The organism is Microbacterium sp. C-MGS6 (assembly GCF_058140415.1).
In genome coordinates, this window is record NZ_CM176934.1 from 2,878,556 (window position 1) to 2,904,891 (window position 26,336).

Here is a 26,336-nt window from a genome sequence, read left to right on the forward strand (position 1 = left end):
GCTCAGCGCCCCGGCACGAGGCCGACCCGCAGCGGGGCTCCCGGCGCTGTCGCCTCGGTGAGGGCGGCGTCGATGTCGAGGAGCGATCGCACCGCCCCCACGGCCTCGCCGAACGGATACGCGCGCCCGCGCCCCGCGAGAAACGACGCCGCTGCCGCGAGATCGTCGGCACCGTAGTTGTGTACCCCCGCGACCGTGATGAGTCGGCGGACGAGATTCTCCGCGTCCAGCGGGACCGGGGCTGCAGGGAACACGCTGCCGACGAGGACCGCCGTCCCGCCGACGGCGACGCCCGCGAGGGCCTCCCCGACGGCATGCCCTGAGGCTTCGATCACCACGTCCGGGTCACGATCGAGCGCGGTGGCCCCGAACCGGGAGGCGAAGGCGCGCCGGTCGTCGTCCGGATCGCGCACCTCGACGACGGCACCGTGCTCGGCGGCGATCGCGGCGGCACTGATCCCCACGAGACCCGCGCCGTGGATGCGCACCGCGGCGCCGTCGAGGTCGATGTCACGGGCGGCACGCGCCACCGCGGCCCACGCGGTCGCTGTCGCGCAGGCGGCAGGCGCCAGCACCGCAGCGGGCAGCGCCTCCGGCACGCGCACGATCGCGGTGCCCGCCCGCAGCTGCACGTGGCTGGCGAACGCCCCTGTCAGGTCGCCGTGGGCGCCGACACGGTCGTGGCCGTACTTGCCGAGAACACGGCACTTCTGCGTGAGGCCGCGCCGACAACGGTCGCAGGTGCCGCACGACACCGTCACCGACCACACCACACGGTCGCCGATCCGCAGCGGCGTGCCGTCCACCGCGTCCGCACCGTCATCGCCCATCGCGAGGACGCGACCGACGCTCTCGTGCCCGAGGACGAGCGGCGCCGGCGCGGACCGGCGCCCCTGCACGGTGTGCACGTCCGACCCGCAGATCGTGGACATCTCCACGGCGACGAGCACGTCCTGATCGCCGAGCGCGACCCCCGGGACCGCGATCGTCTCGTGCGGATGCCCTTCGCCGACCCAGACCATCGCGGTGGCCGCGGGGCGCAGCGCGACGTCCCTCCGGTGTCCGGGCGGGCGGATCAGCAGCGTTCCCATGACTCGACTCTCAGACGGAGGCGACGGCAGCGGGAAGGAGCTCTCGCTGGGCCAGAGCCCCCCGCAGCGCCGTGACGTCGGGGAGCACGGCGTGGGCGCCCGCTCCGCTCAGAGCCGCGCGATCGTGGGCGCCGGTGAGCACTCCTGCGACGAAACCGGCACCCGCGCGGCGGCCCGACTCGACGTCGCTCACGGTGTCGCCGGCGACGGCCACAGCCTGCACCGCGGACGCTCCCGTGCGCAGAAGGGCGGTGAGGACGAGGTCGGGCGCGGGGCGTCCGCGGCCGGCGTCGACCGGGGAGAGCGCGAGGTCGATGAGCCCTCCCCACCCGAGGCCGTCGAGGATCGCCTGTCGGGTGACCGGCGCGAACCCGGTGGTCAGTGCGACGGTGAGCCCGGCGTCCTTCAAGCCCTGGATCGCGTCCGCCGCCCCGGGGATCTCCGCGACGCCGTCTTCGGCGACGATCTCGGCGTACGCGGCCTCGAACGCCGCGGTGGCCTGCCGTGCCGCGACCGCATCGCCGTCGGCCAGGTGCAGGAAGACATCGAGCTTGGACTGTCCCATGGTCTTCCTGACATAGCCGAGGGCATCGTCCCAGGGCAGCCGTGCGGCGACGCCGGTGCGTTCGGCGGCGCGCTGGAACGCCTGCTCCACCACGCCGTCGTCCACGACGGTGGTGCCGGCCATGTCGAGGACGACGAGTTCGATGGGAGTGGTCATGGGGTTCCTTCCAGAGCAGGGGTGCCGCCGAGGGCGGCGGTGAGGTGCAGGTCGGCGAGCCCGAGGCCGCAGGTCATGCCGATGCCGGTGGTGGCGGCGAGCACGAGCGCACCGTCGTCTCCGCGGTCGACGAGGAACTCGCCGTGGGCTTTCGCGTACACGCCCTGCCACCGCTCGATGACCCGCGGTGCACCCCACTCGAACAGGGCCTCGGCCTCGCTGAGGAACGCGGTGAACGCGGCCTCGGGCTGGAACGGCGAGGGGGCGGCGGCGGTGGCATGCGAGTCGCCCAAGATGAGCGTGCCGTCGGGAAGCTGCGTGTACATCTGGTTGAGGTCGAGGGCCGCGAGGTCGGGGCGCTCGGCGTGCAGACGCTCGCGCAGGACTCGGGCCTCCGGTCCATCGGCGAACCGCCCGTACCGGATGAGGGACCAGCCGGTCAGCAGGGGCGCGGTCAGCGGTCGCGGGAACGAGACCGCCGCCCGCATCATGTCGAGCGCACAGCGCATCACGCCGTGGCGTTCGGCGACCTCGGGCAGGAGCTGATCGATGTCGTGGTTGACCGCCACCACGACGGCCCCGGCGTCGATCCCACCGCGCGTGGTCTCCACCCGCCCTGCGCCGAGCGCCGTCACCGCGGTGCGGAAGCGGAACTCGACGCCCCGGGCCGTCAGGTGCCGCACGATGGCCGTCGCCGCGGTCCGCGGGTCCGTCTGCAGGTCGGCCTCGATGAGGGCGCCGCCGACGAGGCCGTCCCGACGCAGCGGGGCACGGCGGAGGAGCTCATCGGCCTCCAGCATCCGGATGCCGCCGTCCTGCGCCGCCGCGGTCATCACGGCGAGCTCGTCCTCATGCCGGGCCGCGACGAGCGTGCCCGACTCTCGGATCCAGAAGCCCGCGTCCCTGGCGAGCTGCAGCCAGAGATCGCGCGAGGCATCCGCGTATCGCCGCGCCTCCCCGCCCTGCGCGCCGATGCAGAGGTGACCGAAGTTCCGGATCGTGGCGCCGGTCGGGGCCGCGCTGCGGTCGACCACGACGACGCGGAGCCCCCGGCGCACGGCCGCGTACGCGGCCCCGAGTCCGACGATGCCTGCACCGACGACGACGACGTCGGGGTTCTGCTTCGCCCCGTTCATCGGAACACCTTCCTCATCCACATCGCGAGCCCCTCGACGGCGAGCACGGTCACGAGGATCATCAGCACGATCGCGGTCACCGTCTCGTAGCGCGAGCCCTGGCTGGCGTTCAGCAGGTAGTAGCCGACCCCGCCGCCGCCGACGATGCCGAGGATCGTGGCTGCGCGGATGTTGGTGTCGAGCATGTAGAAGCTGTGCCCGATGAGCGCGCGGGTGCCCTGCGTCAGCGTGGCCGACGTGTACGTCTGCATCCGGGTGGCGCCCACCGCCCGCAGAGCGCGCTCGGGCCCGCGGTCGACCTCCTCGAAGGAGTCGGCGATGAGCTTGCCGAGCAGTCCGATCCCGCCGATCGCGAGAGCGATGACGCCGGCCTGCGCGCCGAGACCCGTGATGACGACGAGGACGATGGCGAGGATCAGCTCCGGGATGCCGCGGATGCCCACGAGGAGCAGACGGGCGGTGCCGCGCCCTGCGGCATGCGGGGCCACGTTGCGCGCGGCGAACGAGCCGAGCAGCAGCGACGGCAGGAGGGTGAGGACGGTGGCCGCGAGCGCGATCGCGACGGTCTCCCGCATGGCCTCCAGCATCGCGACCGTGTCGTAGCTGCCGAACGACGGCGGCCAGAACCGGGCGGCGACGTCGGGCAGCTTCGCCCAGAAGGTGAAGAGATCCGACCAGGTGATCTGGCTCACGACGACGCTGCCGACCACGACGAGGACCGCGACGATCCCGGCGGCCGTGTGACGCACCCGCTGGGCGGTCCACGGACGGCGCACCGCGGTCTGCGGGCTCTCCGCCCACGCGGGGCGATCGGCGGCGGAGGCGGACGGCCGCCGGCGCATGCGCGGATGCACGATCCGGTCCATCCAGGACCGCGTCTGCTTCTGCTCGCCGAGCATCGCGCCGCGCACCGTGCTCGAGACGATCTCCATCACGATGCAGAGCACGAAGATCACGAGCGCGATCCCGAGGCCCTTGCCGTAGTTCAGCGACTTGAAGGCGTAGGACATCTCGAGCCCGAGGCCGGCGACGCCCACGTAGCCGAGCACGACGCTCCCGCGCAGATTGATGTCGTTGCGGTGCAGCACTGTGGCCACCCAGCTCGGCAGCACCTGCGGGAGGATGCCCGCCGTGAACTCCTGCAGCTTCGAGCCCCCCGCGGCGCGGATCGCGAGACGTGGCCCTTCGTCGATCTGCTCGATGGCGTCCGCGAACATCTTGGAGATCATGCCGATCGAGTGGATGCCGATGGCGAGGATGCCGGGCAGCGTGCCGAGCGAGAACATGAGCACGAACGCCATGGCCAGCACCACGTCCGGGAGCGCGCGGGTGAGGACGCCGATGAATCGGGCGGCCGCGCGCCAGCCCGCGCCCGGGGTGGTGTTGGCGGCGGCGAGGTAGGCGATGGGCACGGAGAGCACGGCCGCGAGCAGCGTGCCGACGAGCACGAGGCCGACGGTCAGCGCGATGAGCCAGGCGAGGTCGGCCGGCGCGGGGAAGGAGAGCCCGCCGACGCGGCCGAGGAAGTTCTCGGCGTTGCCCCAGCTCTGGACCATCGCCGGGATCGAGATCCCCACGTCGCGCACCGCGAGGATGCCGAGCACGACGAGGACGAGGAGAGTGAGTCCCGCTGCGATGCGCTCCGCGGACAGCGGCCGCTTCGGCGCCCGCTCCGCGACGCTCCCGCCACCCCGGGCCACTGAGCCGCCGCCCTGGGTCGCTGAGCCGCCGCCCTGGGTCGCTGAGCCTGTCGAAGCGCCCCGTGTCGACGCCCCCACCGCCGTCATGACGCCCCCACCGCGGTCACGGCGTCGACGAGCTCCACCTGCACGGCACGGATCTCCGCCGTCGTCGTCGCGACGCGGCCGTAGATCTCCATCACCTCGGCTTTGGAGAGTCCGTCCGTCGGGGTGTCCAGGACGACCTCGCCGTGTCGGAGACCCACGATCCGGTCGGCCCAGCTGATCGCGAGGTCGACCTGGTGGAGGCTGCACACGACAGTGAGTCCTTCGTCGGCGGCGATCTCGCGGATGAGGGCCATCACCTGCTCGCTCGACTCCGGATCGAGCGAGGCGACGGGCTCGTCGGCGAGGAGGATCGCCGGCTTCTGCATGAGCGCCCGGGCGATCGCCACCCGCTGCTGCTGACCCCCGGACAGGGTGTCGCTGCGCTGATAGGCACGGTCGAGGAGGCCGACGCGGTCGAGATGCTCCAGCGCGGTCAGCTTCGCGGCGCGGGGGTAGCTCCACAGCCCGAGCCGCGGGCCGCGCATCCGCGACAGCGATCCGGTCAGCACGTTCTCCAGAACGGTCAGGGAGGGCACGAGCTCGAACTGCTGGAAGATGAAGCCCACGCTGCTGCGGAGTTCCCGCAGCGCCCGACCTTTCGTCGAGGGAACGGATGCGCCGAGCACCGCGACCGACCCGGAGCTGGGGAGCTCCAGGCCGTCGAGATGGCGCAGCAGCGTGGACTTGCCGGAACCGGAGAGCCCGAGCAGCACGACGATCTCTCCCCGCGCCACCTCGAGCGTGACGTCCTTCAGGGCGGTGGTGCTGCCGAAGGTCTTGGTGACGCCGGCGAGGCGGATGAGGGTGTCGGATGCCGCGGTCATGGCTTCTCCTGTCGTCAGGCGCGGGGCGTCAGCCCTGGCACTGCTCGGCTTCGGTCTCGGCGCAGATGTCGCGGATGAGGTCGTAGTAGGCGTCGTCCACCGGCTTGGTGGCGAAGAACACGCTGCGGAACGCGTCGGAGTCCGCGCTGTCGATGCCCGCCGCGATGATGTCGTCGATCGTGACCTCGCCGAGGGCGTCGACGAGCTGCTTCGCCACGTCATCCGGCAGGGACGAGGAGTAGACGAGCGGAGCACCCGGGACCATGGTCTCGGCGATGACCTTCACCTTGTCGGACTTCTCGACCTCGGAGTCCTCGGCGAAACCGGCCTCGCACTCGACGCCCTCGCCGACCTTCTGCACGCTCACGTCGTGCTTGCCCGCGAACACGGGGGTGATGTCGGACTTCGGGTCCACGCCCGCCTCGATGAGGTTGTACGACGGGAAGAGGTAGCCGGAGGTGGACGAGGGGTCCACGAAGCACACCTTCTTGCCCGCGAAGTCCTCGAGGCTGGAGATGTCGCTGTCCGCCGGGACGATCGCCTGCGAGTAATAGCCGGGCTCCTGGCCCTCCTCGGTGACGATGGACGAGATCGGGGTGAGCTTCGCGCCGTTGTTGGTCGCGGTGACGTAGGTGAATCCGGAGAACGAGGCGACGTCGACCTTCCCGGCGACGGCGGCCTCGATGAGCGCGGCGTAGTCGGTGGACTCGTGGTACTCGACGGTCTTGCCGGTGACCTCGGCGATGTAGTCCATGAGCGGCTGGTAGTTCGTCTCGGTGTCCACCGAGTCGGGGACGACGCCGAAGACGAGGGTGTTCTCGTCGACGGCGAATCCACCGGCCGACTGTGCGTCGCCGGGGGCGTCGGTGGCATCGGCCGATCCGGAGCAGGCGGCGAGGCCGAACGCGAGGATCGCAGCGCCGGCGAGGGCGGGGAGAGCGCGGAGCTTCATGAGGACCTTTCAGGGTGGGAGGAGTGATCCACGGACGACTCTCCCAGCAGCCTCGCTGAGATGTATACCTATCTCAGAAGAGTTCAGTCGGCGTTCACCCGCCATTCGCCTGGATGAACAGCGCCACAACACCCTCGCGACCCTGTGACCGGACGAAGTAATGTACCTATGTGGCCGAAGCTGTGTACACCCAGATCGCCGACGACCTCCGTTCGCGGATCGCGGACGGCACGCTCCGCCCCGGCGATGACGTGCCCACGGAAGCCGAGCTCGCGGAGCACTGGCGCACGTCGCGCGGTCCGATCCGCAACGCGCTGGCGGCCCTTCGCGCGGAAGGCCTCATCGAGACGACCCGCGGCCGGCCGGCGCGCGTGGTGGCGCGCAAAGCGAATCAGGCCGTGGACGTCTCCGTCCCGTTCACCCGATGGGCGCGCGACCTCGGCGTCACCCCTGGCGCGCAGACACAGGAGCTGAGTCTGCGGCGCGCGGGCGATCTCGGCCCGGCGCTGGGTGTCGGACGCGACGACACCATCGTGAGCGTGGTGCGCCTGCGGCTCCTCGACGGCCGTCCCACGATGCTGGAGCGCCTCGCGTACACCGAGGACGTCGGCCGTCGGCTGTTCGAAATCGACCTCGACGCGGTGTCGATCACGGAGTACCTCGCGTCGGTCGGGCATCCGATCGTCGCGCTGCAGCACGTCATCGACGCGGTCGCCGCCGACGATCAGGACGCCGCGCTTCTCCGCGTGCCGCGAGGAACGCCCATCCTGCGGCTCACGCGCACGTCGCGGGACGCCGAGGGGCGCATCTTCGAGGCATCGGATGACCGCTACCTCAGCGAGGTGGTGCGCTTCACCGTGGCGGCGTCCGGGATATCCACGGACGGACACTACATGAGAGCAGTGGGCGGCTGAGGCCGGAGACAGATTCGCGACCGCGGGCGCGGGAGTGTAAGAAGCCAGAAAGATCGCGCCCGCGATCGCAGCGCTGGGGACGCTTTATCTGGGGAGCCTTCAGGATATGTCGGCGCCGCGAAGCCTCTGAAGTGCCGAATGTCGAGACACTCGTAGACTTTCGTCTACGGCCTCGGGGGCGGAATCACGGGCGTCGTCTCAGGATACGCGGGGCTCAGACCACCGGCAACACGGCGGACACGAGCCAGTGTCCGTCCACCTCCCCGGCGCTGAACTCGCCGCTGGCGCCCATCACGCGTTCGGCCATCCGCCCCAGGCCGGTCCGACTGGAGGAGAGCTCCCGACGCGGCGTCGTGGGGAGCGGACTGCGCAGTGAGAGGTGCGCCTTGTCGTCGTCCACCGCGAGACGGATCTCGACGGTTCCGGGGCCGGCATACTTCAGGACGTTCGTGGCCGACTCGCGCACGATGCGCGCGAGCACGATCTCGACCGCGCGGGGAATGCGCTCGTCGCCGGGGTCGCCGTCGAGGATGACGTCGTGCCCGGCCGCTTCGAATTCGGTCCGCGCTTCCTCGACCGCGGCGACGAGGTCACCGGTCGGCATGCCCGCAGCGCGCGGGCCGTCGTCGGCGAGGTCGATCACGAAACGGAGGTCTGTCATGGCCTTGCGGGCGGCGACGCGGATCGCCTCCCGGGAGCCATCGCTGGCGTCGGGGTCTTCGAGCATCTGTACGTGCAGCGACACCACGGTGAGGTGGTGCGCGATGCTGTCGTGCAGCTCGCCGGCGATCCATCGTCGCTCGGCGAGGACGGCTTCCCGTTCCTGCTCAGCCGCTGCCTCCAGCTCGTGCTCGAGGCGACGTCCGCGGTCGAAGGCCAGCCGGAGTCCGAGGCCGATGGCCCCGGCGACGGTGGCCGCGATCAGGTAGATGCCGACGTTGACCGGGACGTCCGAGTCGCCGTACGCCATGACGGACGCAGCGACGAGAAAGACTCCCGTGTAGGAGAGGACAAGAGGGGTCCACCCCAGGCGCATGACCAGCGCAGACGCCAGGGCGGCGGTGATGAGGACCTGCGATTCGGTCCCCGTGAAGAACGAGGCCACCAGAACGATGCCGATCGCACAGGTGGCGATCAGAGGCGACCAGAGGAACAGAGCGGTAGCGAGAGTCGAGGCGATGCTCACCGCGGAGGCGAGGGGATTCACGGTGGGGTCCGTGAAAAGAGTGAAGACGTCGATCGCAATCATCACGCTGATGATCGCGAGGATGACGATGCTCTCTACGCGTGTGAGGCGTTCGCCGCGTGCGAGTCGGAAAATATCAGGCACCGCCCGTTTTGACTGGTCTAAGGCCATGGTGCACTGTCTCCTATTCGCCAGCTATCCTAGCGAGTGAAACCGAAAAGCTTGCCAACCTGCTGCCAGAAAGTCATTACATTCACCTCCGTTCTAGTGCCGTTTGTCGATGTCTGTATTCATCTTCTCGGCGGCGCGCGGAGCGCACATCTGGCCTTCGTCCAGACCTCGATAGCCAAAGGTCTACATCCTCAGAGCGCCCGCTTCACGCCGTTAGGCTTCCTCCATGCAGGAAATCCGCGTCGTGATCGTCGATGACGATCCTCTGGTCCGCTCCGCGCTGTCGCACTTCGTGTCGCGCGCGCCCGAGATCACGGTCGTGGCGCAGGCGGAGGACGGCCTGGAGGCCCTCACGACGGTCGAGCGCGAGAAGCCGGACGTCGTGATGATGGACGTCCAGATGCCGGAGATGAACGGCATCGAAGCGACCGCGGCGATCGCCGAACGATGGCCGGACGTCCGCATCCTCGCCGTCACCACGCTCGACGGCAGCGACACCGTGCTGCCCATGCTGAGCGCCGGCGCCTCCGGCTACCTGCTGAAGGATTCCAGCGCGGAGGAGATCGTCACGGGTGTTCGCGAGGTGTTCGCCGGAGCGAGCTCGCTGTCGCCCCGCATCGCGTCGATGTTGATCCGCCACGTGCGCGACTCCACTCCCACCGCAGCCGCGGAGACCCTCGAACCGCTCACCGAGCGCGAGGAGGAGGTGCTCCAGTGCCTCGCGAAGGGCATGTCCAATGCCGAGATCGCGAAGGCGCTCATCGTCTCCGAGGGGACGGTGAAGGCCCACCTCGGCCGCATGATGTCGAAGTGGCACCTGCGCGACCGCGTGCAGATCCTCGTCACGGCCGCCCACGCCGGACTCGTCACCTTCCGCTGAGCCGCGGCCTCAGAGCGCGAGCAGCACGATCCCGACGAGGACGATCAGCGAGGCGCCGATCCGCCATCCCGGCCGGGACTCGCGCAGGACGAAGGCGCCGAACAGGCTCACGAGCACGACGCTGACCTCCCGCAGCGGTGCGACGAGGGCCACGGGAGCGATCTGGATGGCGGTCAGCACGAGGATGTAGGACAGCGGCGACAGGATGCCGAAGGCCAGGATGCGGCGCCACTGCGTGCGCCCCAGCGCCACGACCGCACCCCATCGTCCGCGCACCGCCACGGAGTAGAACGGCACCTGCAGCAGCGTGGTGCCGACCATGAACGCCACGGGTGACAGCTCCCACTCGCGCACGGCGTGGGCGTCCCAGATCGTGTAGACCGCGATCGCCACGCCGGTGAGGGCGCCGAACAGCAGACCGGGGTCGATGCGGCGCCCGCTCCCTGTCGGCCGGCGGTCGACGAACCCGATCGCGACGACCCCGACGATCACCGCGGCGACGCCGACGAGCGCCAGGGCCGAGGGGCGTTCCCCCAGCAGGAGCACGGCGACGATGACCGAGAGGAAAGGCCCGGTGCCCCGCGCCGTCGCGTAGACCGTCGACAGACTGCCCTCCCGGTAGCCGCGCTGCAGCACGGCCATGTAGGCGACGTGCAGGACCGCGGAGACGGAGACTCCGAGCGCGAACGAGCCGAGGTCGGCCGCACCGAGTCCGCCCGTGAACGGTACGGCCCCGATCCAGACAACCGTGCTGGCGACGGCACCCCACCACAGGAACGGCGAGCCGGCGCGGCTGATGCCGTGCGCGATGACGTTCCAGGACGCGTGGGCGATCGCGGCGGCGAGGACGAGGACGAGAGCGACGGCGGACACGGCAGACCCTTCCCTCCGCCGCGGGCGCGACGAATCGGGTCCTCCGGGCTTTTGTCCTGTCAGATGACGACCCTCCTGCGGAGGAGGACCGTGGCGCCGCTCGGACCAGACGGGTGCAGACCCCGGAACCCTAGGCGCTATCGCCACCACCCTATCCCCGACCGGGAAGGCCGCGAGACGGGGTTCGTGACGGGGCGCGACTACGCTCGAAGGACACCCCGCGCAGGAAGGTCACGCCATGCCCGTCACCCCGGACGCCCTCGCCCACGCCGAGGACCTCGCCGACTTCGTCGCCGCCTCCCCGTCGAGCTATCACGCAGCCGCCGAGACGGCCCGCCGTCTGGAGGAGGCCGGATTCACACGGTTGCAGGAGGAGGACGCCTGGCCCGCGCAGCCCGGAGGCCGGTACCTCGTGGTCCGCGACGGCGCGACGATCGCGTGGGTGGTGCCGGAGGGGGCGACCGCCACGACGCCCGTGCAGGTGTTCGGGGCGCACACCGACTCCCCCGGCTTCAAGCTCAAGCCACAGCCGACCACCGGAGCCCGCGGCTGGCTGCAGGCCGCCGTCGAGGTGTACGGCGGTCCGCTGCTGAACTCCTGGCTCGACCGGGAGCTGCGCCTCGCCGGCCGGCTCGCCCTCGCCGACGGTCGGGTCGTCCTCGCCGACACCGGAGCCCTGCTGCGCCTCCCCCAGCTCGCCATCCACCTCGATCGGGGGGTCAACAACGGCCTCGCGCTCGACAAGCAGACCGAGACGCAGCCGGTGTGGGGTCTCGGCGACCCGACCGAGGCCGACGTGCTGGCCGAGCTCGCGGCATCCGCCGCCGTGGACCCCGCAGAGATCCGCGGCTACGACGTCGTCGTCGCCGATGCCGCGCGGGGCGCGGTGTTCGGCAAGGACGACGCGTTCTTCGCCTCCGGCCGGCTCGACGACCTCGCCTCCGTGCACGCGGGCGTGGTGGCCCTCGCGGCCCATGAGCCCGAGGCGGGAGCCCCCGTCGCGATCCTCGCCGCGTTCGACCACGAAGAGCTCGGCTCCGAGTCGCGCTCCGGCGCCGCGGGCCCCTTCCTCGAGGATGTGCTGGAGCGGCTCTACGCAGGGCTCGGGGCCGACGGCTCCGCCCGCCGCCAGGCGTACGCGTCGTCGTGGTGCCTGTCCAGCGACGTCGGGCACTCCGTGCACCCGAACTACGTCGGCCGACACGACCCCGTCGTTCAGCCCGTGCTCGGCTCCGGGCCCATCCTCAAGCTCAACGCCAACCAGCGCTACGCGACCGATGCGGTCGGCGCCGCGTCCTGGCGGAACTGGTGCGATCGGGCCGGGGTGGTGACGCAGGAGTTCGTCTCGAACAACAGCGTGCCGTGCGGCTCGACCATCGGACCGATCACCGCGACACGGCTCGGCATCCGCACGGTCGACGTGGGGATCCCCATCCTCTCGATGCACTCCGCGCGCGAGCTCGCCGGGGTCTCGGACCTGCACGACCTGACGCGCGTGGCCGGGGCTTTCTTCGCCGGCTGAGCCGCGCGCCCGGCGCGGTGCCCTGATCCACGTCACGAGTGCGCTCGCGGAGTGCCAGGATGTGAGGATGACCGACATCAGGCCGGCTCTCATCGAGCGCGCAGGCATCGAGATCATCCCCGAGTCCGAGCGGACCGCCATGCCCCGCGACCTGTTCTGGCCGTGGTTCGCGGCGAACGTCTCGGTGTTCGGGATGTCCTACGGCTCGTTCGTGCTCGACTTCGGCATCTCCTTCTGGCAGGCGACTTTGGTCTCAGTCGTCGGCATCGTCGTGTCATTCCTGCTGTGCGGACTCATCGCGATCGCGGGCAAGCGAGGGTCGGCGCCGACGATGGTGCTCTCCCGGGCCGCGTTCGGCGTCCAGGGGCAGAAGGTCCCCGGGATCGTGTCCTGGCTCACGTCGATCGGCTGGGAGACCTTCCTCGCGATCATGGCGGTACTGGCGACGGCGACGGTCATCACGCAGCTCGGCGGCGACGGGGACAGCCTCTGGCTGAAGATCCTCGCGACCGTGATCGTCGCGGCACTCATCGTCGCCGCCTCGGTGCTCGGCTACCACACGATCATGCGGCTCCAGTCGGTGCTGACCTGGATCACGGGCGTCGTGACGGTGGTGTACATCATCCTCGCGGCGCCGAGTATCGACCTCGCTGCGGTGATGGCCCGTCCCGACGGCGGCATCGGCCAGGTCGTCGGCGCGCTCGTGATGGTGATGACCGGGTTCGGACTGGGGTGGATCAACATCGCCGCGGACTGGTCGCGCTACCAGAAGCGCACCGCGTCCGACGGGGCGATCGTCGCCTGGAACACGATCGGCGGCTCGGTGGCACCGGTCATCCTCGTCGTCTTCGGTCTGCTCCTCGCGGGATCGGACGCCGAGCTCATGGACGCGATCGCCGCGGACCCGATCGGCGCGCTGGCGAGCATCCTGCCGGTGTGGGTCCTCGTGCCGTTCCTGTTCACGGCCGTGCTCGCGCTCGTCTCCGGCGCGGTGCTCGGCATCTACTCCTCCGGCCTGACCCTGCTCAGCCTCGGCATCCGCATCCCGCGGCCGTCGGCGGCGGCGATCGACGGCGCGATCCTCACGGCGGGCACCATCTTCGTGGTGTTCTTCGCGACCGACTTCCTCGGCCCGTTCCAGAGCTTCCTCATCACCCTCGGCGTGCCGCTGGCCTCCTGGGCCGGCATCCTCATCGCCGACATCCTGCGCCGTCGCAAGGACTATGACGACGAGGCCCTCTTCGACAGCCGCGGACGCTACGGCGCCTGGGACTGGACGTCCATCGGCACCATGGTCGTCGCGAGCGTGATCGGCTGGGGTCTCGTCCTCAACGGCTTCGCGGACGCCGCGCCGTGGAACAACTGGCAGGGGTACCTCCTGTTCCTCGTCGGCGGGACGGACGGGGACTGGGCGTACGCGAACCTCGGGGTGTTCGTGGCGCTGGTGCTGTCGTTCCTCGTGACCTGGTTCGCCCGGGCGGGGAAGATCCGGCGGCAGGAGTCGTGAGCCCTTCGGCAGACTCAGGGACCCAGGAGGCGGCAGGCTCAGGGGCCCCGGAGGCGGCAGGCCCAGGGAGCGAGAGCTGGCTCGTGGTGGTCGATCCGCAGGTGATCTTCGCGTCGCCCGACTCCGCCTGGGGCTCGCCGTTCTTCGCTGAGGCGATGGCGAACATCCGTCGGCTCGCGGAGGCCTTCGGCGAGCGCGTGCTCGTGACCCGGTGGCTTCCGACGGCCGACCGCTCCACCTCCTGGGGCGAGTACTTCGCGGCGTGGCCGTTCGCCGACCGGTCCGCCGACGACGCGCTCTATGCACTGGTCCCCGAGGCGGAAGGCCTGTCTCCTCATCCGACCGTCGACCTGCCCACGTTCGGCAAGTGGGGCCCGGAGCTCGAGGCGATCGTCGGGCACGGTGGCCGTATCGTGCTGGCGGGGGTGTCGACGGACTGCTGCGTCGTGTCCACCGCTCTCGCCGCCGCCGATGCCGGAGCACGGGTGACGCTCGCCGCCGACGCCTGCGCCGGCTCCACGGCCGGGAACCACGCCGCCGCCGTCCAGGTCATGAGCCTGTATCCCCCGCAGATCACCGTGACCGACACCGCCACCCTCCTCTCTCCCTGACCCGGCCCCATCCGTGCCCGTGCCCCCGGCCCCGCGCCCGTGCGGGACGGAAATCGCACCTTCGCGCGCCCCATCCGGCCCGTTTTCGATCCCGGCACGAGGTGCAGTCCGGCCGCGGGACGGATTCCACTCCTCGAGAGGGTCCATCGGGAACGGTTTCGATCCCGCGCGGAGTGTCCGTCGCGGGACGCGAAACGCACCTCCGCCGCGCGACTGCGGTGCGGTATCGATCCGGCACTGGGGTGTGGCGTTCGGGCGGGACGCGAAGCGCACCTCGGCAGCCGCGGGGAGGAGCGTTCTTGAGCTCGGCAGGGGCAGCGGGTCAGGCGTGGGCGCGGACCGCGGCGGCGATGTCGGCGGGAGTTCCGCGCCAGGGAGCACCATGACCGGGGAGGACCCACGCGGCGTCAAGTGCCGCAAGGCGGTCGAGCGAGGCCAGGGCTTCCGTGGGCTCGTCGGTGAACGGGGCGGGTTGCGCGCCCTCCTCCCCCGTGAGCACATGCCGCGTGGTCAGGGCATCGCCGACGAATACCGCGCCGACCGCCGGGACATGCACCGCGATGCTCCCCGGCGAGTGCCCCGGAAGCCCCACGACGACCGGAGCCCCGGGGAGGTCGAGCACATCACCGTCCGCGACCTCGGAGACCTCGGTGACGTGGCGCGTGCGGAGGGCGCTCTTGCGGAGACCGTAGGCGAGGAAGCCGAGCATCGGACCGGGCCGTGCAGGGCCCATCGGAGTCTTCGGCTTCTCCCCTGTACGCACGCGGTGAGCATCGGCGCCGTGGATGTAGACCGGAACGCCGGCCTCGCGGCGCAGCCGTTCCGCGAAACCGATGTGGTCGCTGTCGCCGTGGGTCAGCACGAGTCCGCGGATGTCGGACAGCGGTCGGCCGATCACGGCGAGCTCTCGCTGAAGGTCGTTCCAGTGCCCGGGCAACCCGGCGTCGACGAGGGTGATGCCCTCGGGCAGGTCGATGAGATACGAGGCGACGATGTCGTTGCCGAGGCGGTGGAGGTGGGGAGCGAGCTTCATGATGATCCTCTCGGGCGGTTGCGATGGCTACGTTACGTAGCTATCATGGCTACTGTCAATAGCCATCGAGGAGGATCCGTGCCCACCCCCGAACGCACATCGATCGATGCCATCGTCGCGGCCGGCCAGGAGATCCTCGAGGCCAACGGCCCTGCGGGACTCACGATGCAGGCGGTCGCGGAGCGTGTGGGCGTGCGTGCCCCCTCCCTCTACAAGCGCGTGCGGGATCGTGAAGCCTTGCGTGTCGCGGTCGCCACGGCCTCCGTCGATGCCCTCGCGACCCAGCTCGAGGCGGCGGGCGACGACCTCTCCACCCTCGCCCGGACCTATCGCACCTTCGCTCACGCGCACCCGGAGGGCTTCCGCCTCATGTTCAACACCGCGGTCTCCCATCAGACTCTGGAACGCTCCGCCGCTCCCATCATCCGTGCCTGCACCACCGCGGTCGGCGAGGCGGACGCCCTCGACGCCGCACGCCTCTTCACCGCCTGGGCCACCGGATTCCTGCAGATGGAGCTGTCCGGGGCGTTCCGACTCGGCGGTGACGTCGACCGCGCATTCGACTACGGCCTCCGGCGCCTCATCGCGAGCCTCGCCGATTGACGACGCTGGTCATTCCCTGTCCACGACGGCGGATACTGGCACACTGAGGCCGTGGAAGACTCCCGCAGCACCGCCGGTACCGTGGCCGCGAAGACCGGCCGGTCGCCCTGGCGTCGCACGAAGATCGCCGTGGGCGTCCTCGCCGCGGTCGCCGCCGTCGTCGCGATCATCGGGGCGCTCACGCCGTGGCCATCCGCGATGATCATCCGCTCGGTGTTCACGAAGGGCGGCGACGAGACCGCGGCGGAGATGACGAAGCACGTCCCGGACACGCCTCTCGACGAACGGAAGGACATCGCCTACGGGGATGCCGGCGCGGACACGACGATGGACGTCTTCCGCCCCGCCTCCGCCGACAGCGCGTTGCCGACTGTCGTGTGGATCCACGGAGGTGCCTGGGTCTCGGGCTCGAAGGAGGACGTCGATCCCTACCTCCGCATCCTCGCCGCGGAGGGCTACACGACCATCGGCGTGAACTACACCCGCGGACCCGAGGGCGTGTACCCGCTCGCCGTCCACCAGCTCGACGGGGCCCTCGCCTACATCGACGCGCACGCAGCGGAACTGGGCGTCGACCCGCGTCGCATCGTGCTGGCGGGGGACTCCGCGGGCGCTCAGCTCGCCAGCCAGATGGCCACACTCATCACGAATCCGGACTACGCCGAGATTCTCGGTATCCGCCCGTCGATCCGCGCCGACCAGCTCGTCGCGACCATGCTGAACTGCGGCGTCTACGACCTCGCCGCGCTGGCCGAGCTCGACGGAGTCCCGGGGTGGGGCTTCAAGTCGGCGATGTGGGCGTACTCCGGGACGAAGACCTGGGCGGAGGACTCGACCGGCGCCACGATGTCGACCGTGGACTGGGTCACCTCAGACTTCCCCGCGACGTACATCTCGGGCGGCAACGGTGACGGACTCACCTGGCTGCAGTCGATCCCGATGGCGAAACGGCTGGAGGAGCTCGGCGTCGATGTGACGCCGGTGTTCTGGCCCGCGCCGCACGAGCCCGCCCTCCCGCACGAGTACCAGTTCCACCTCGATCTGCCCGAGGCTCGGAAGGCCCTGGCCGACACCATCGCCTTCCTCGACGCGCACACCCGCTGACCCGGCCCCTTTCGTCCGGCGGGGCTGCCACGGTCGCACGATCCCGACACGACGGCACGACTCGTTCGGCCGGACGTCTGTTCATCCGTTCCCCGGTCGTGCAGGCGGACCTCGGCACGGGTGGAGACGGACCCGGCACGGGTACACGACCCGGGCACGGGCGCACGACCCGGGCACGGGTGCACGACCGAATCCGGGAGATACCCGTGCCCCTGGCGCCGGGTCGTGCAGGCGGGGCGGGATCTCGACATAACATGTCTGTGACGATCGGCACGGAAGTGATATGTTCGCGGGATGCACACCGAGAACGAACGCGCACTCGAGTCGGGGATCGTCACGGATCTCTCCGGGCGTATGACCTACGGCTCGTACCTCGCGCTCGACCAGCTCCTCACGGCACAGCATCCGGTGAGCGACCCGCAGCACCACGACGAGATGCTGTTCATCATCCAGCACCAGACGACGGAGCTCTGGCTGAAGCAGCTGCTGCATGAGCTCAGCTCGGCGCGGGAGCTGCTCGCGGCGGACGACCTGCGCGAAGCCCTCAAGCGCATCGCCAGGGTCAAGCGGATCCAGGACGTGATGACGCAGCAGTGGTCGGTGCTCGCGACGCTGACCCCGACGGAGTACGCCCAGTTCCGCGGCGCCCTCGGCAACTCGTCCGGCTTCCAGTCGGTGCAGTACCGGGCCGTCGAGTTCGCGCTGGGCAACAAGAACGAGAAGATGCTGAGCGTCTTCCGCGACCACCCGGCGAATCTCGCGCTCCTCACGGCCGAGTGGGAGAAGCCCACGCTGTACGACGAGTTCCTCCGCTACGCCTCTCGCCGCGGCCTCCCGATCCCCCGCGAGATCCTGGACCGCGACGTGCGGGAGCCCTACCGCGAGACCCCGGACCTCGTACCTGCCATCCGTGCGATCTACCAGGACCCGCGCACCCACTGGGACCTCTACGAGGCCTGCGAGGACCTCGTCGATCTCGAGGACAACTTCCAGTTCTGGCGCTTCCGTCACCTCAAGACCGTGTCCCGCACCATCGGGATGAAGGTCGGCACGGGCGGGTCGAGCGGCGTCGGCTTCCTGCAGCGCGCCCTCGACCTGACCTTCTTCCCCGAGCTCTACACCGTCCGCACCGAGATCGGTTCCTGATGCTCACGGCGACGTTCTTCGACGGCGAGCGCTGGCGGGACGGCGTCGTCGGACTCGGCGAGGACGGGCGCCCCCGGCTCCGTGAGGAGACATCCGCGCCGGGGGGCCCGGTCCTCTCCGGCCGCATCGTCGGGGGCTTCACGGACCACCACGTTCACCTGCAGCTCGTCGACCACGCGTTCCTGGCCTCGTCCCGCCTCGGACGAGTTGTCGACCTCGGCGGCGATCCGTCCACGGTGGCGCGGATCGCCGTTCACAACTCAGGAGTTTCGACCGGCGGAGGCGCTTCCGAGGCGGTTCCGGGTGTGCCTGGGCCGGATTCTCCTGACTTGCGAACCGTCGACTTCGCCGGCGCGTTCCTCACGCCTCCCGGTGGATACCCCTCGGACCGCGCCTGGGCGCCGGCGGGTTCGGTGCGGGAGATCGCCGACCCCGCGGCAGCGGCGACCGCGGTCAAGGAGATGGCAGCGGCCGGTGTCTCCTGCGTCAAGGTCGCGAGCAACAGCACCGCCGGCCCGGTCTTCTCCGACGCCCTCTTCCGCACGATCGCCGACCTCGCCGCAGCCCGAGGCCTCCCGGTGATGGCCCATGCGGAGGGCTCCGGCGAAGCGCAGCGCGTCGTCCGCCTCGGAGCGACGCAGCTGGCCCACGCCCCGTTCTCCGAGCGCCTGGACGACGAGGAGATCGCGGAGCAGGCCGCCCGCACCTCCTGGATCAGCACCCTCGCCATCCACGACTCCCACGCGCGGGCCATCGCGATCGACAACGTCGCCCGCTTCCACGCCGCCGGCGGCACCGTCCGCTACGGCACCGACATGGGCAACGGCCCGACCCCCGTCGACCTGAACCCGGCTGAGGTCGCCGCCCTCCGCGCCGCCGGCCTCGACGACGACGCCCTCCTCCGCGCCCTCGCGCCCGTCGACCCGCTCGATCCCCGCTCTCTCCTCCTCCTGCTGCCACCCGGATCCGCCGATCCTCTGGCCGCCCGCCCCCTCACCCCCGCCGACCTGAAGGTGTGACATGACCGACCGCTCCGCCGACACCGCCCTCCTCGATGCCGCCCGCGCCCTGGACGCGTCCGACCCCCTCGCGGCCCACCTCGACGCCTTCGTCGAGGCCCCCGGCGTCACGGCCTACCTCGACGGCAACTCGCTCGGCCGCCCGCTGCGCGACGTGCCGGAGAAGCTCGCCGCGTTCGTGCGCGAGGACTGGGGCACCCGTCTCATCCGCTCCTGGGACGAGCAGTGGATGGCGCTGCCGATGGAGCTCGGCGACCGCATCGGTGCCGTCGCCCTCGGCGCGGGCGCGGGGCAGACGGTCGTCTCCGACTCCACGAGCGTCCTCATCTACAAGCTCATGCGGGGCGCCCTTCGACAGGCTCAGGGCCCCACGGGCGCGGCTCAGGGACCCACGGGCGCGGCTCAGGGACCCACGGGCGCGGCTCAGGGACCCACGGGCGCGGCTCAGGGCCCCACGGGGCGGACGGAGCTCGTGATCGAGGAGGGGAACTTCCCCACCGACCGGTTCCTCGCCGAAGGCGTCGCGGCGGAGATGGGGGCCACGCTGCGCTGGATCACGCCCGATCCGGTGCACGGCGTCACGGTCGACGACGTCGCGGCCGTGGTCTCGGAGCGGACGGCGCTCGTCTCGCTCAGCCACGTCGACTACCGCTCTGGCGCCCTCGCCGACATGCCGGGCATCACCGCCGTCGTCCACGAGGCCGGGGCACTGATGATGTGGGACCTCTGCCACTCGGCGGGTGTCGTGCCGATGCAGCTCGACGACTGGGGCGTCGACATGGCGGTCGGCTGCACGTACAAGTACCTCAACGGCGGCCCGGGGTCGCCCGCGTTCGCCTACCTCCGCCACGACCTGCAGGGCGTGCTGCGGCAGCCGATCCAGGGCTGGTGGAGCGCCGCCGACATCTTCGCCATGGGCCCAGAGTACGTCCCGGCGGACGGCATCCGTCAGCTCCTCAGCGGCACGCCGCCGGTGACCTCGATGCTCGCGATGCAGGGCATGATCGACCTCATCGAACAGTCGGGGATCGACGGCGTGCGCGCGAAGTCGGAGTCGCTCACCGCGCTCGCGGTCCGGGCGTACGACGAGCTGCTCGCGCCCCTGGACGTCCGCCTGCTCAGCCCTCGCGACCCCGCGCTGCGCGGTGGACACATCACGATCGGCCACCCGGACTTCCGCGACGTCACGCGGCGGCTCTGGGCCGACGGCGTCATCCCCGACTTCCGCTTCCCGGACGGGATCCGGCTCGGGCTGTCGCCGCTGAGCACGTCGCACGCCGAGACCGTCGCCGGGGTGCTCGCGGTGAGGGACGCACTGGAGTCCGGTGTCTCCTGACCCCGCGGCGCCGGTGGTGCTCGATGACATCGACGCCCGCCCCGGCAGCACCGCCTCGCTCCTGCGCACGCTGATCGGCCTGTATCTGCGCCCGCTCGGCGGCTGGATCTCGGCTGCCGATCTCGTGGCGCTGGCCGGCGACCTCGGAATCCCGGCGGCTCCCGCCCGGACGGGCATCGCCCGTCTCAAGCAGAAGGGTCTGCTCCTCCCCGAGCGCCGCGACGCGATCGGCTACCGCCTCAGCCCTGCGGCGGTGCCGATGCTGGAGCGGGGCGACCGCCGGATCTTCCGGATGCGGGAGATGACCGACGACGATCCGTGGTGTCTCGTGTCGTTCTCGATCCCGGAGAGCGCACGCAGCGTGCGCCATCAGCTGCGGCGCCGACTGCACTGGATCGGCGCCGGCGTCGTCTCCCCCGCCCTGTGGATCTGCCCCGGACATCTCCGGGAGGAGGCGGAGCAGATCCTCGACGAGCTGGATGCCCGGCGCTGGGCGACCCTGTTCGACGCATCGGCCCCGGCCCCGGCAGGGACCCTGGCCGAGGCCGCCGCGGCGTGGTGGGACCTGGACGGGCTGCGCGCCGAGCACGAGGCCTTCCAGACATCGCTCGCGGCCCTGCCCGACGCGCCGTTCCCGGCCTACGTGCACCTCATCGACCGGTGGCGGGTGCTGCCCTACACGGATCCCGGGCTGCCCCCGGCGATGCTGCCGGCCGACTGGCCGGGCGGACGCAGCTTCGAGGCGTTCGCCCGGCTGTCGGCGGCGTGGGAGGCACCCGCCCTCGCCCACGTGCGCGCCGTGACGGCCTAGAGGGTCAGACCGGCGACCTCGCGGACGAACCCGGTCACGTGCTCCTGCAGCCGCACGATCCGCATCTCGCGCGCGAGCTCGCGGTCGTACCCCGGATAGGCCAGCGGCGGGAGCCTGCGCACCGCGACATTGCACCCGAACTCCGCACACGCCAGCACGCCGACGGTGTCGCCCTTGCGACCGGCGGCCCCGGCGCGGCGGGCGACGTACAGCTGCACGTCGTTGCGGAGCGTCACGTCCTCGCACCAGGAGCACTGCGCGCGGGCGAGCACGCGCTGCTCGGCGCGCTGCAGCACGACGCCGACCGGCTCGTCGTCGATCCACGTGACGACGTAGGAGCGACGAGGCAGCTTCGGGTCGACCCAGCCGAGGTAGTCGAGCCGGTCGAAGTCCGTCTCGGCGAAGCCGGGCGGCAGGGTGATGTCGGAGATCTCCTTGCGGGAGGCGTTGCGGAAGGAGGCGCGCAGAGCGCGCTCGTCGATGGGACGCATGGGGGAAGAGCTTTCGGTGTGATCGCCGGAACGGCGAGACGGATCGGAGGATCACCCGGACGGTGCCGGGGTACGACGCAGCACCGGGGACGGGATTCCGCCTCCGGCCGGTCCTCAGCCTCTGCCTGCGGCGCTGAACGCGCCTGCAGCTCCGCTCCGCGCCCCGAGGGCGCTCATCGACGACAGCACCCGGCGAGCCTACACCCGTTTGTTTCGTCGCGTGTCGGGGCCGCTGCGGGATCCCGACCCGGTCGACGTACTCTGGCGGGACGCCGATCCGAAGGAGTCCCCGTGTCCACGCCGCTGCACCGCCGTCCGCCCCTCGAGGTGCGTGAGCGTGCGACGTGCATGTGCGGGAACGGCGGCCGCTGCTCGTCGTCGGCACCCGGCCACGCCCTGCACCTGATCCAGGAGCGCCTCGCGGCGGCGACTCCGGCAGGGTGGGCGGACGCGTTCGTGATCGCGGCGGATCCGGTCGCCGGAGACCTCGTCGTCCGCACGCTCGACGGCACCACGCACACGCTGTGGAACGGCTCCGGCGCCGCGCTGGAGGCCGCGATCGGCAGCCCGGTCGCCCTCCACCTCGACTACGCCGTCCTCGCCGTCGGGCGCACCCGCTTCAACGTCGCCGTCGTGTGACGATGCCCTGATCCCCTCGGGTCAGGCGCTCGCCATCATCATGTCGCGGACCGCCATGCAGGCGTTCATGCAGGCCTGACACGCCTGAGCGCAGAGCCGGCAGACGTCGCTGTGATCGGCGTGCTGCATGCACTCGTCCATGCACATCTGGCACATCGCGATGCAGGCGTCCAGCATCGCCATCATCGTGGCCGGCGTCATCCCCTGCATGCGGAGCATCGACCGCATCATCGTGTGACACATGTCCGCGCAGTTCATGCAGGCCGGAGCGCAGTCCATCTCCTGGGTCGCGCACACGGTGCAGGCCTGCTCGCAGGCGGCGCAGGCATCCATGCAGGCCTGCAGCACCGACATGTCCATCATCGCCATGTCCGGCATCGACTCCATGTTCTTGGACATGGCACCCATCATCATCGCGTCCATCGCACACCGCTCCCTTCGTCGAGGACGACGGGCAGGACACCCGCCTGGCGCCAGGCTAACCCCTGCGCGGACGGGAGTCGATGGTCGCGGGACGCTGACACGCCGCTGCGCGAATGTCAATCCCGTGGACGGTGCGGAGGGCTGGTGGGAGGCTCGAAGAGCAATCGATCCGTCAAGGAGAGGAGCCTCTTATGAGTGGCGCAGATGACATGAAGAACTCCGCCGAGAAGCTGGGTGGCAAGGCCAAGGAAGGCTTCGGCAAGCTGACCGACAACGAGAAGCTCGAGGCCGAAGGCCAGGCGGATCAGGTGAAGGCCGACGCGAAGCAGGCCGGCGAGAACGTCAAGGACGCCGCGGGCAAGGCCGGCGACAGCGTCAAGGACGCGTTCAACCGCTGATCCCCCACCCGCTGAACCCATGAAGAGGGGGAGGCTCGCCGATGGCGAGCCTCCCCCTCCGCACTCGGGTCAGACCTTGCGGCTGCCGGTGATCGCTCGGATCAGCCAGGCGATCACCGCGATGGCCAGGAGCACCAGACCGACCCACAGCAGGAACTGGAGCGACTGCACCAGTCCTCCGGTGATCGCGAGGATCACGGCGATGACGATGACGATGATCAGGAGGATGTTCATCGGTCTTTCCCTTCTCTGGGGGCGCGGGCGCCCGACTGCGGTGACACCACGCTAGACCCGAACCACACCCTCCCTGGAGGGGGTTGACTTCGAGCCTCCCGATGCGCGAAGGAGCAGAGCAATGCCAGGACGACGCAACAATTCCCTGAAGGATCCGGAACTGTACGAGGAACTCCGCGACGACGGCGCCTCGAAGGAGAAGGCCGCCCGTATCTCGAACGCCGCCGCACGCGACGGCCGCAGCTCGGTCGGTCGGCGCGGCGGGGAGCACGGTGACTACGAGGACTGGACCGTCCCCGAGCTGCGGAAGCGCGCGAAGGAACTGGGCCTCACGGGCTACAGCGGCAAGCGCAAGGCCGAGCTCATCTCCGAACTGCGAAACCACTGACCCGGATGACGCGCTTCGGGATCGAGGAGGAGTTCCTCCTGCTCGATGAGGATTCGCTCGTCCCCGTCGCCCTCAGCGGTGACATCCTGGAGCGCATCGGCGGCGAGGTCGCCGCCGGACGCGTGACCACCGAGTACCTGGCCTCGCAGCTCGAGGCCCTCACCGATCCGGTGCGGACCGGAGCCGAGGCCCTGCAGCAACTGACGACGCTGCGGGCTGCCATCGGCGCGGAGGCCCGCGCGCGGCGCGCGATCGCGGCACCGACCGGCTCGCCGTTCACCACTCTCCGCTCTCCCCGGCTCTCGCCGTCGGCGCACTACGACGACGTCGCGCGCCGCCTGGCGCACCTCACCCGCGAGCACGAGGTGAACGGGCTGCACGTGCACGTCGAGGTCCCGGACGAGGAGGAGCGGGTCCGTGCGCTGAATCGACTCCGCGCGTGGCTGCCCCTGCTGCTCGCCCTCAGTACGAACAGTCCGTTCGGCAACGGCATCGACACCGGCTTCGCGAGCTGGCGGAGCATGCTCATCCGCCGGCTCCCCTCGTCGTGGTGCCCGCCCCGGTTCGCCGATGTCGACGACTACCGCACGCGCGTGGACCAGCTCCTCGATCTCGGGACCATCGGGGAGGCGACCTCCCTCTCCTGGGCGGTGCGCCTGTCCGAGCGCTACCCGACGGTCGAGGCGCGCGTCGCGGACACGCAGCTCACCGCGGAGGACGCCGTTCTCTCCGCGCTGCTGACCCGCGGCATCGCCCTGTCGTCCGCGCAGCGGATCGTCGCCGACGAGACGGAGACGATCGACGCGTCGATCTGGATGGCGTCGAGAGCGGGGATGACGGCCCGCATCCTGGATCCGCTCACGGGCGAGGTCGCCCCGGCCTGGACCGTGGCCGAGCACCTGCTCGACGACATCGGCCCGGTGCTGGACGAGCAGGGCGATGCGGACACCGTGCGAGCGGGACTCGCCCGGATGCGGGCGGACGGCACCGGCGCGGCGCGGCAGCGCGCGGCGCACGGACGGGACGGCCTCCCCGCACTCCGACGGCTGCTGGCGGAAGGTACCGGGACATCGGCTGACTGACCGGCCCCTCGCGTCCGACCCCGGGAGTAGGGTCGGCCTGTGTCATCCTTCGCCCCGCTCCAGCGGCTCGTCATCGCGATCGCCGTGCTGGCCTCGTTCGTCACGTTCCTCGACGGAACGGTGGTGAACGTCGCGCTTCCCGCCATCAGTGAAGAGCTGGGCGGCGGGATCACCACGCAGCAGTGGGTGGTCGACGCGTACCTCATCACCCTCAGCGCGCTGATCCTGCTCGCCGGGTCCCTGTCCGACGCCTACGGCCGGGTCCTGGTGATGCGGATCGGGCTCATCGCCTTCGGCATCGCGTCGGTCGCGGTCGCCGCAGCGATCGATCCGCTCATGCTGATCGTGGCCCGCGGAGCGCAGGGAGCGGCCGGCGCCCTCCTCGTCCCGAGCTCCCTCGCCCTCATCACCGCGACCATGCGCGGCGACCTGCAGGCGAGGGCCATCGGCGTCTGGACCGCCTTCACCACGGCGGCCCAACTGGTCGGCCCCCTCCTCGGCGGGCTCTTCGTCGACTTCCTCTCCTGGCGCTTCGTGTTCCTCATCAACGTCCTCCCCATCGGAGTGACGCTGGTGCTGCTCGCCCGCCTGCACCTGCCGGAGCACCCTCGGAGCGTCCGGGTGGACTGGTGGAGCGGAGCACTGTGCGCGCTGGGCCTGGGCGCCATCGTGTTCGCCCTCATCGAGCAGCCGAACCTCGGGTGGGCCTCCCCCGCGATCTGGATCCCCGCCGTGGTCGGGGCCGCGCTCTTCGCCGTCTTCCTGTGGCGGCAGGGCCGCTCGGCCACGCCGCTCATGCCGCTCTGGCTGTTCAGGGTGCGCGACTTCGGGTGGGGCAACCTCGCCACGCTCTTCGTCTACGCCGCGCTCTCGCTCAACGGCTTCGTCGTCGGCGTCTACCTCCAGCAGGGGGCGGGACTCAGCGCGACGGCGGCGGGACTCGCGAGCCTGCCGATGACGATCCTGATGATCCTGCTGAGCTCCCGCGCCGGCGGGTGGGCGGGGCGCTGGGGCCCGCGCATCTTCATGACCGTCGGGCCGCTGATCATGGCCGTCGGAGCGCTGATGCTGCTGACCGTGAACACCGCCTTCGACTACTGGGCGCAGGTGCTCCCGGCCATGATCGTGATGGGGCTGGGCCTGTCGCTCACCGTCGCCCCACTGACGGCCGCGATCCTCGGGGCCATCGACGAGAACCACTCCGGCATCGCCTCCGCCGTGAACAACGCCGTCTCCCGCGTCGCGGGGCTGCTGGTCGTCGCGATGCTGTCGACCATCGTCGGCGGCTCCCTCGACCTCGACGGGTTCCACAACGCCGCCTGGGTCACCGCGGTGCTCCTCGTGCTCGGCGGCGTCGTGTCGTGGATCGGGATCCGCCGGAACCCCTCGGAGGCGGCGGCGCCGCCGGTCGACGCCCCCGCGCAGCCGACGCCTCAGCCGCGATGACCGCGCCG

The 26,336-nt window shown here is 70.8% G+C and carries 28 protein-coding genes; 16 read left to right on the forward strand and 12 right to left on the reverse strand.

Features of this window, described 5'->3' with window-relative positions:
* Window positions 1-2: 2 nt before the first annotated feature.
* The 6 genes from AC3B5L_RS14265 to AC3B5L_RS14290 are packed head-to-tail and all read right to left on the reverse strand — an operon-like array spanning window position 3 to window position 6,511.
* The gene (locus tag AC3B5L_RS14265) at window positions 3-1,091 is read right to left on the reverse strand and encodes an alcohol dehydrogenase catalytic domain-containing protein (RefSeq protein ID WP_490095893.1); all 1,089 of its coding nucleotides are present in this window, start codon (window positions 1,089-1,091) and stop codon (window positions 3-5) included.
* Between the two features lie 10 nt (window positions 1,092-1,101).
* Complete coding sequence (locus tag AC3B5L_RS14270; protein WP_187662334.1) at window positions 1,102-1,812, reverse strand: HAD family hydrolase; 711 nt, start codon at window positions 1,810-1,812, stop codon at window positions 1,102-1,104.
* Window positions 1,809-2,948 (reverse strand): TIGR03364 family FAD-dependent oxidoreductase, encoded by a 1,140-nt coding sequence (locus tag AC3B5L_RS14275; protein ID WP_259954301.1) that lies wholly within the window; start codon window positions 2,946-2,948, stop codon window positions 1,809-1,811. The genes AC3B5L_RS14270 and AC3B5L_RS14275 overlap by 4 nt, the downstream gene beginning before the upstream one ends.
* Window positions 2,945-4,735: a phosphonate ABC transporter, permease protein PhnE gene (gene phnE, locus AC3B5L_RS14280; RefSeq protein WP_259954299.1), complete on the reverse strand. Its 1,791-nt coding sequence runs from the start codon at window positions 4,733-4,735 to the stop codon at window positions 2,945-2,947. The genes AC3B5L_RS14275 and phnE overlap by 4 nt, the downstream gene beginning before the upstream one ends.
* The gene (phnC, locus tag AC3B5L_RS14285; RefSeq protein WP_259954297.1) at window positions 4,732-5,559 is read right to left on the reverse strand and encodes a phosphonate ABC transporter ATP-binding protein; all 828 of its coding nucleotides are present in this window, start codon (window positions 5,557-5,559) and stop codon (window positions 4,732-4,734) included. The genes phnE and phnC overlap by 4 nt, the downstream gene beginning before the upstream one ends.
* Before the next feature lie 28 nt (window positions 5,560-5,587).
* The gene (locus tag AC3B5L_RS14290) at window positions 5,588-6,511 is read right to left on the reverse strand and encodes a phosphate/phosphite/phosphonate ABC transporter substrate-binding protein (RefSeq protein ID WP_187662337.1); all 924 of its coding nucleotides are present in this window, start codon (window positions 6,509-6,511) and stop codon (window positions 5,588-5,590) included.
* 170 nt (window positions 6,512-6,681) lie between these two features.
* On the opposite strand from AC3B5L_RS14290, the gene AC3B5L_RS14295 reads away from it, so the two are divergent.
* Entirely contained in the window at window positions 6,682-7,425 is a 744-nt protein-coding gene (locus AC3B5L_RS14295) for a GntR family transcriptional regulator (RefSeq protein WP_490095894.1), read from the forward strand.
* Window positions 7,426-7,639: 214 nt separating this feature from the next.
* Here the strand turns inward: AC3B5L_RS14295 and AC3B5L_RS14300 are convergent, their stop codons facing one another.
* Window positions 7,640-8,782, reverse strand: a complete 1,143-nt coding sequence (locus AC3B5L_RS14300; RefSeq protein ID WP_490095895.1) for a sensor histidine kinase — start codon at window positions 8,780-8,782, stop codon at window positions 7,640-7,642.
* A gap of 226 nt (window positions 8,783-9,008) precedes the next feature.
* Between AC3B5L_RS14300 and AC3B5L_RS14305 the strand changes: the two genes are divergently transcribed.
* A complete protein-coding gene (locus AC3B5L_RS14305) occupies window positions 9,009-9,662 on the forward strand; it encodes a response regulator (protein WP_232089094.1) in 654 nt (217 codons plus the stop codon).
* Window positions 9,663-9,671: 9 nt separating this feature from the next.
* Here AC3B5L_RS14305 and AC3B5L_RS14310 read toward each other — a convergent pair whose 3' ends face one another.
* Window positions 9,672-10,535 carry an EamA family transporter gene (locus tag AC3B5L_RS14310; RefSeq protein WP_259954295.1) on the reverse strand — a complete coding sequence of 288 codons (864 nt, stop codon included), beginning with the start codon at window positions 10,533-10,535 and terminating at the stop codon, window positions 9,672-9,674.
* Between the two features lie 238 nt (window positions 10,536-10,773).
* Here AC3B5L_RS14310 and AC3B5L_RS14315 point away from each other — a divergent pair, with 238 nt between their 5' ends.
* From AC3B5L_RS14315 to AC3B5L_RS14325, 3 genes are all read left to right on the forward strand, one after another.
* Entirely contained in the window at window positions 10,774-12,057 is a 1,284-nt protein-coding gene (locus AC3B5L_RS14315) for a M18 family aminopeptidase (protein WP_187662340.1), read from the forward strand.
* A gap of 67 nt (window positions 12,058-12,124) precedes the next feature.
* Entirely contained in the window at window positions 12,125-13,564 is a 1,440-nt protein-coding gene (locus AC3B5L_RS14320; protein ID WP_268776629.1) for a purine-cytosine permease family protein, read from the forward strand.
* A gap of 83 nt (window positions 13,565-13,647) precedes the next feature.
* Window positions 13,648-14,175, forward strand: a complete 528-nt coding sequence (locus tag AC3B5L_RS14325; RefSeq protein WP_268776881.1) for a cysteine hydrolase family protein — start codon at window positions 13,648-13,650, stop codon at window positions 14,173-14,175.
* A 322-nt stretch (window positions 14,176-14,497) separates the two neighbouring features.
* On the opposite strand, the gene AC3B5L_RS14330 is transcribed toward AC3B5L_RS14325, so the two are convergent.
* On the reverse strand, window positions 14,498-15,208 hold the full coding sequence (locus AC3B5L_RS14330; RefSeq protein WP_187662342.1) for an MBL fold metallo-hydrolase: 711 nt from the start codon (window positions 15,206-15,208) through the stop codon (window positions 14,498-14,500).
* A gap of 78 nt (window positions 15,209-15,286) precedes the next feature.
* On the opposite strand from AC3B5L_RS14330, the gene AC3B5L_RS14335 reads away from it, so the two are divergent.
* The 6 genes from AC3B5L_RS14335 (at window position 15,287) to AC3B5L_RS14360 (ending at window position 21,227) form a co-directional block, all read left to right on the forward strand.
* A complete protein-coding gene (locus tag AC3B5L_RS14335) occupies window positions 15,287-15,811 on the forward strand; it encodes a TetR/AcrR family transcriptional regulator (RefSeq protein ID WP_259954292.1) in 525 nt (174 codons plus the stop codon).
* Window positions 15,812-15,862: 51 nt separating this feature from the next.
* Window positions 15,863-16,915 carry an alpha/beta hydrolase gene (locus AC3B5L_RS14340; protein WP_259954290.1) on the forward strand — a complete coding sequence of 351 codons (1,053 nt, stop codon included), beginning with the start codon at window positions 15,863-15,865 and terminating at the stop codon, window positions 16,913-16,915.
* 294 nt (window positions 16,916-17,209) lie between these two features.
* The gene (locus tag AC3B5L_RS14345) at window positions 17,210-18,061 is read left to right on the forward strand and encodes a tryptophan 2,3-dioxygenase (protein ID WP_187662345.1); all 852 of its coding nucleotides are present in this window, start codon (window positions 17,210-17,212) and stop codon (window positions 18,059-18,061) included.
* Window positions 18,061-19,080 (forward strand): amidohydrolase family protein, encoded by a 1,020-nt coding sequence (locus tag AC3B5L_RS14350; protein WP_490095896.1) that lies wholly within the window; start codon window positions 18,061-18,063, stop codon window positions 19,078-19,080. The genes AC3B5L_RS14345 and AC3B5L_RS14350 overlap by 1 nt, the downstream gene beginning before the upstream one ends.
* Window position 19,081: 1 nt before the next feature.
* Window positions 19,082-20,416, forward strand: coding sequence for a kynureninase (locus AC3B5L_RS14355; protein ID WP_490095897.1), 1,335 nt, complete (start codon window positions 19,082-19,084; stop codon window positions 20,414-20,416).
* Window positions 20,406-21,227 (forward strand): PaaX family transcriptional regulator, encoded by an 822-nt coding sequence (locus AC3B5L_RS14360; protein ID WP_366237491.1) that lies wholly within the window; start codon window positions 20,406-20,408, stop codon window positions 21,225-21,227. Before AC3B5L_RS14355 ends, AC3B5L_RS14360 begins: the two co-directional genes overlap by 11 nt.
* Here AC3B5L_RS14360 and AC3B5L_RS14365 read toward each other — a convergent pair.
* Window positions 21,224-21,718, reverse strand: coding sequence for an FBP domain-containing protein (locus AC3B5L_RS14365; protein WP_366237490.1), 495 nt, complete (start codon window positions 21,716-21,718; stop codon window positions 21,224-21,226). The genes AC3B5L_RS14360 and AC3B5L_RS14365 overlap by 4 nt on opposite strands.
* 291 nt (window positions 21,719-22,009) lie before the next feature.
* Here AC3B5L_RS14365 and AC3B5L_RS14370 point away from each other — a divergent pair, with 291 nt between their 5' ends.
* Complete coding sequence (locus AC3B5L_RS14370; RefSeq protein ID WP_268776623.1) at window positions 22,010-22,357, forward strand: hypothetical protein; 348 nt, start codon at window positions 22,010-22,012, stop codon at window positions 22,355-22,357.
* 21 nt (window positions 22,358-22,378) lie between these two features.
* On the opposite strand, the gene AC3B5L_RS14375 is transcribed toward AC3B5L_RS14370, so the two are convergent.
* Window positions 22,379-22,780, reverse strand: a complete 402-nt coding sequence (locus tag AC3B5L_RS14375) for a four-helix bundle copper-binding protein (RefSeq protein ID WP_025102514.1) — start codon at window positions 22,778-22,780, stop codon at window positions 22,379-22,381.
* Between the two features lie 191 nt (window positions 22,781-22,971).
* Between AC3B5L_RS14375 and AC3B5L_RS14380 the strand changes: the two genes are divergently transcribed.
* Entirely contained in the window at window positions 22,972-23,178 is a 207-nt protein-coding gene (locus AC3B5L_RS14380) for a CsbD family protein (RefSeq protein ID WP_101848342.1), read from the forward strand.
* 69 nt (window positions 23,179-23,247) lie between these two features.
* Here the strand turns inward: AC3B5L_RS14380 and AC3B5L_RS14385 are convergent, their stop codons facing one another.
* A complete protein-coding gene (locus AC3B5L_RS14385) occupies window positions 23,248-23,412 on the reverse strand; it encodes a hypothetical protein (protein WP_164498167.1) in 165 nt (54 codons plus the stop codon).
* Between the two features lie 121 nt (window positions 23,413-23,533).
* Between AC3B5L_RS14385 and AC3B5L_RS14390 the strand changes: the two genes are divergently transcribed.
* From AC3B5L_RS14390 to AC3B5L_RS14400, 3 genes are read left to right on the forward strand one after another with little or no spacing between them, the layout of a single operon-like run.
* Entirely contained in the window at window positions 23,534-23,800 is a 267-nt protein-coding gene (locus AC3B5L_RS14390; RefSeq protein ID WP_187662351.1) for a DUF7218 family protein, read from the forward strand.
* Between the two features lie 5 nt (window positions 23,801-23,805).
* The gene (locus AC3B5L_RS14395; protein ID WP_187662352.1) at window positions 23,806-24,882 is read left to right on the forward strand and encodes a carboxylate-amine ligase; all 1,077 of its coding nucleotides are present in this window, start codon (window positions 23,806-23,808) and stop codon (window positions 24,880-24,882) included.
* Window positions 24,883-24,921: 39 nt separating this feature from the next.
* Window positions 24,922-26,328, forward strand: a complete 1,407-nt coding sequence (locus AC3B5L_RS14400; protein ID WP_490095898.1) for an MFS transporter — start codon at window positions 24,922-24,924, stop codon at window positions 26,326-26,328.
* Window positions 26,329-26,336 lie beyond the last annotated feature (8 nt).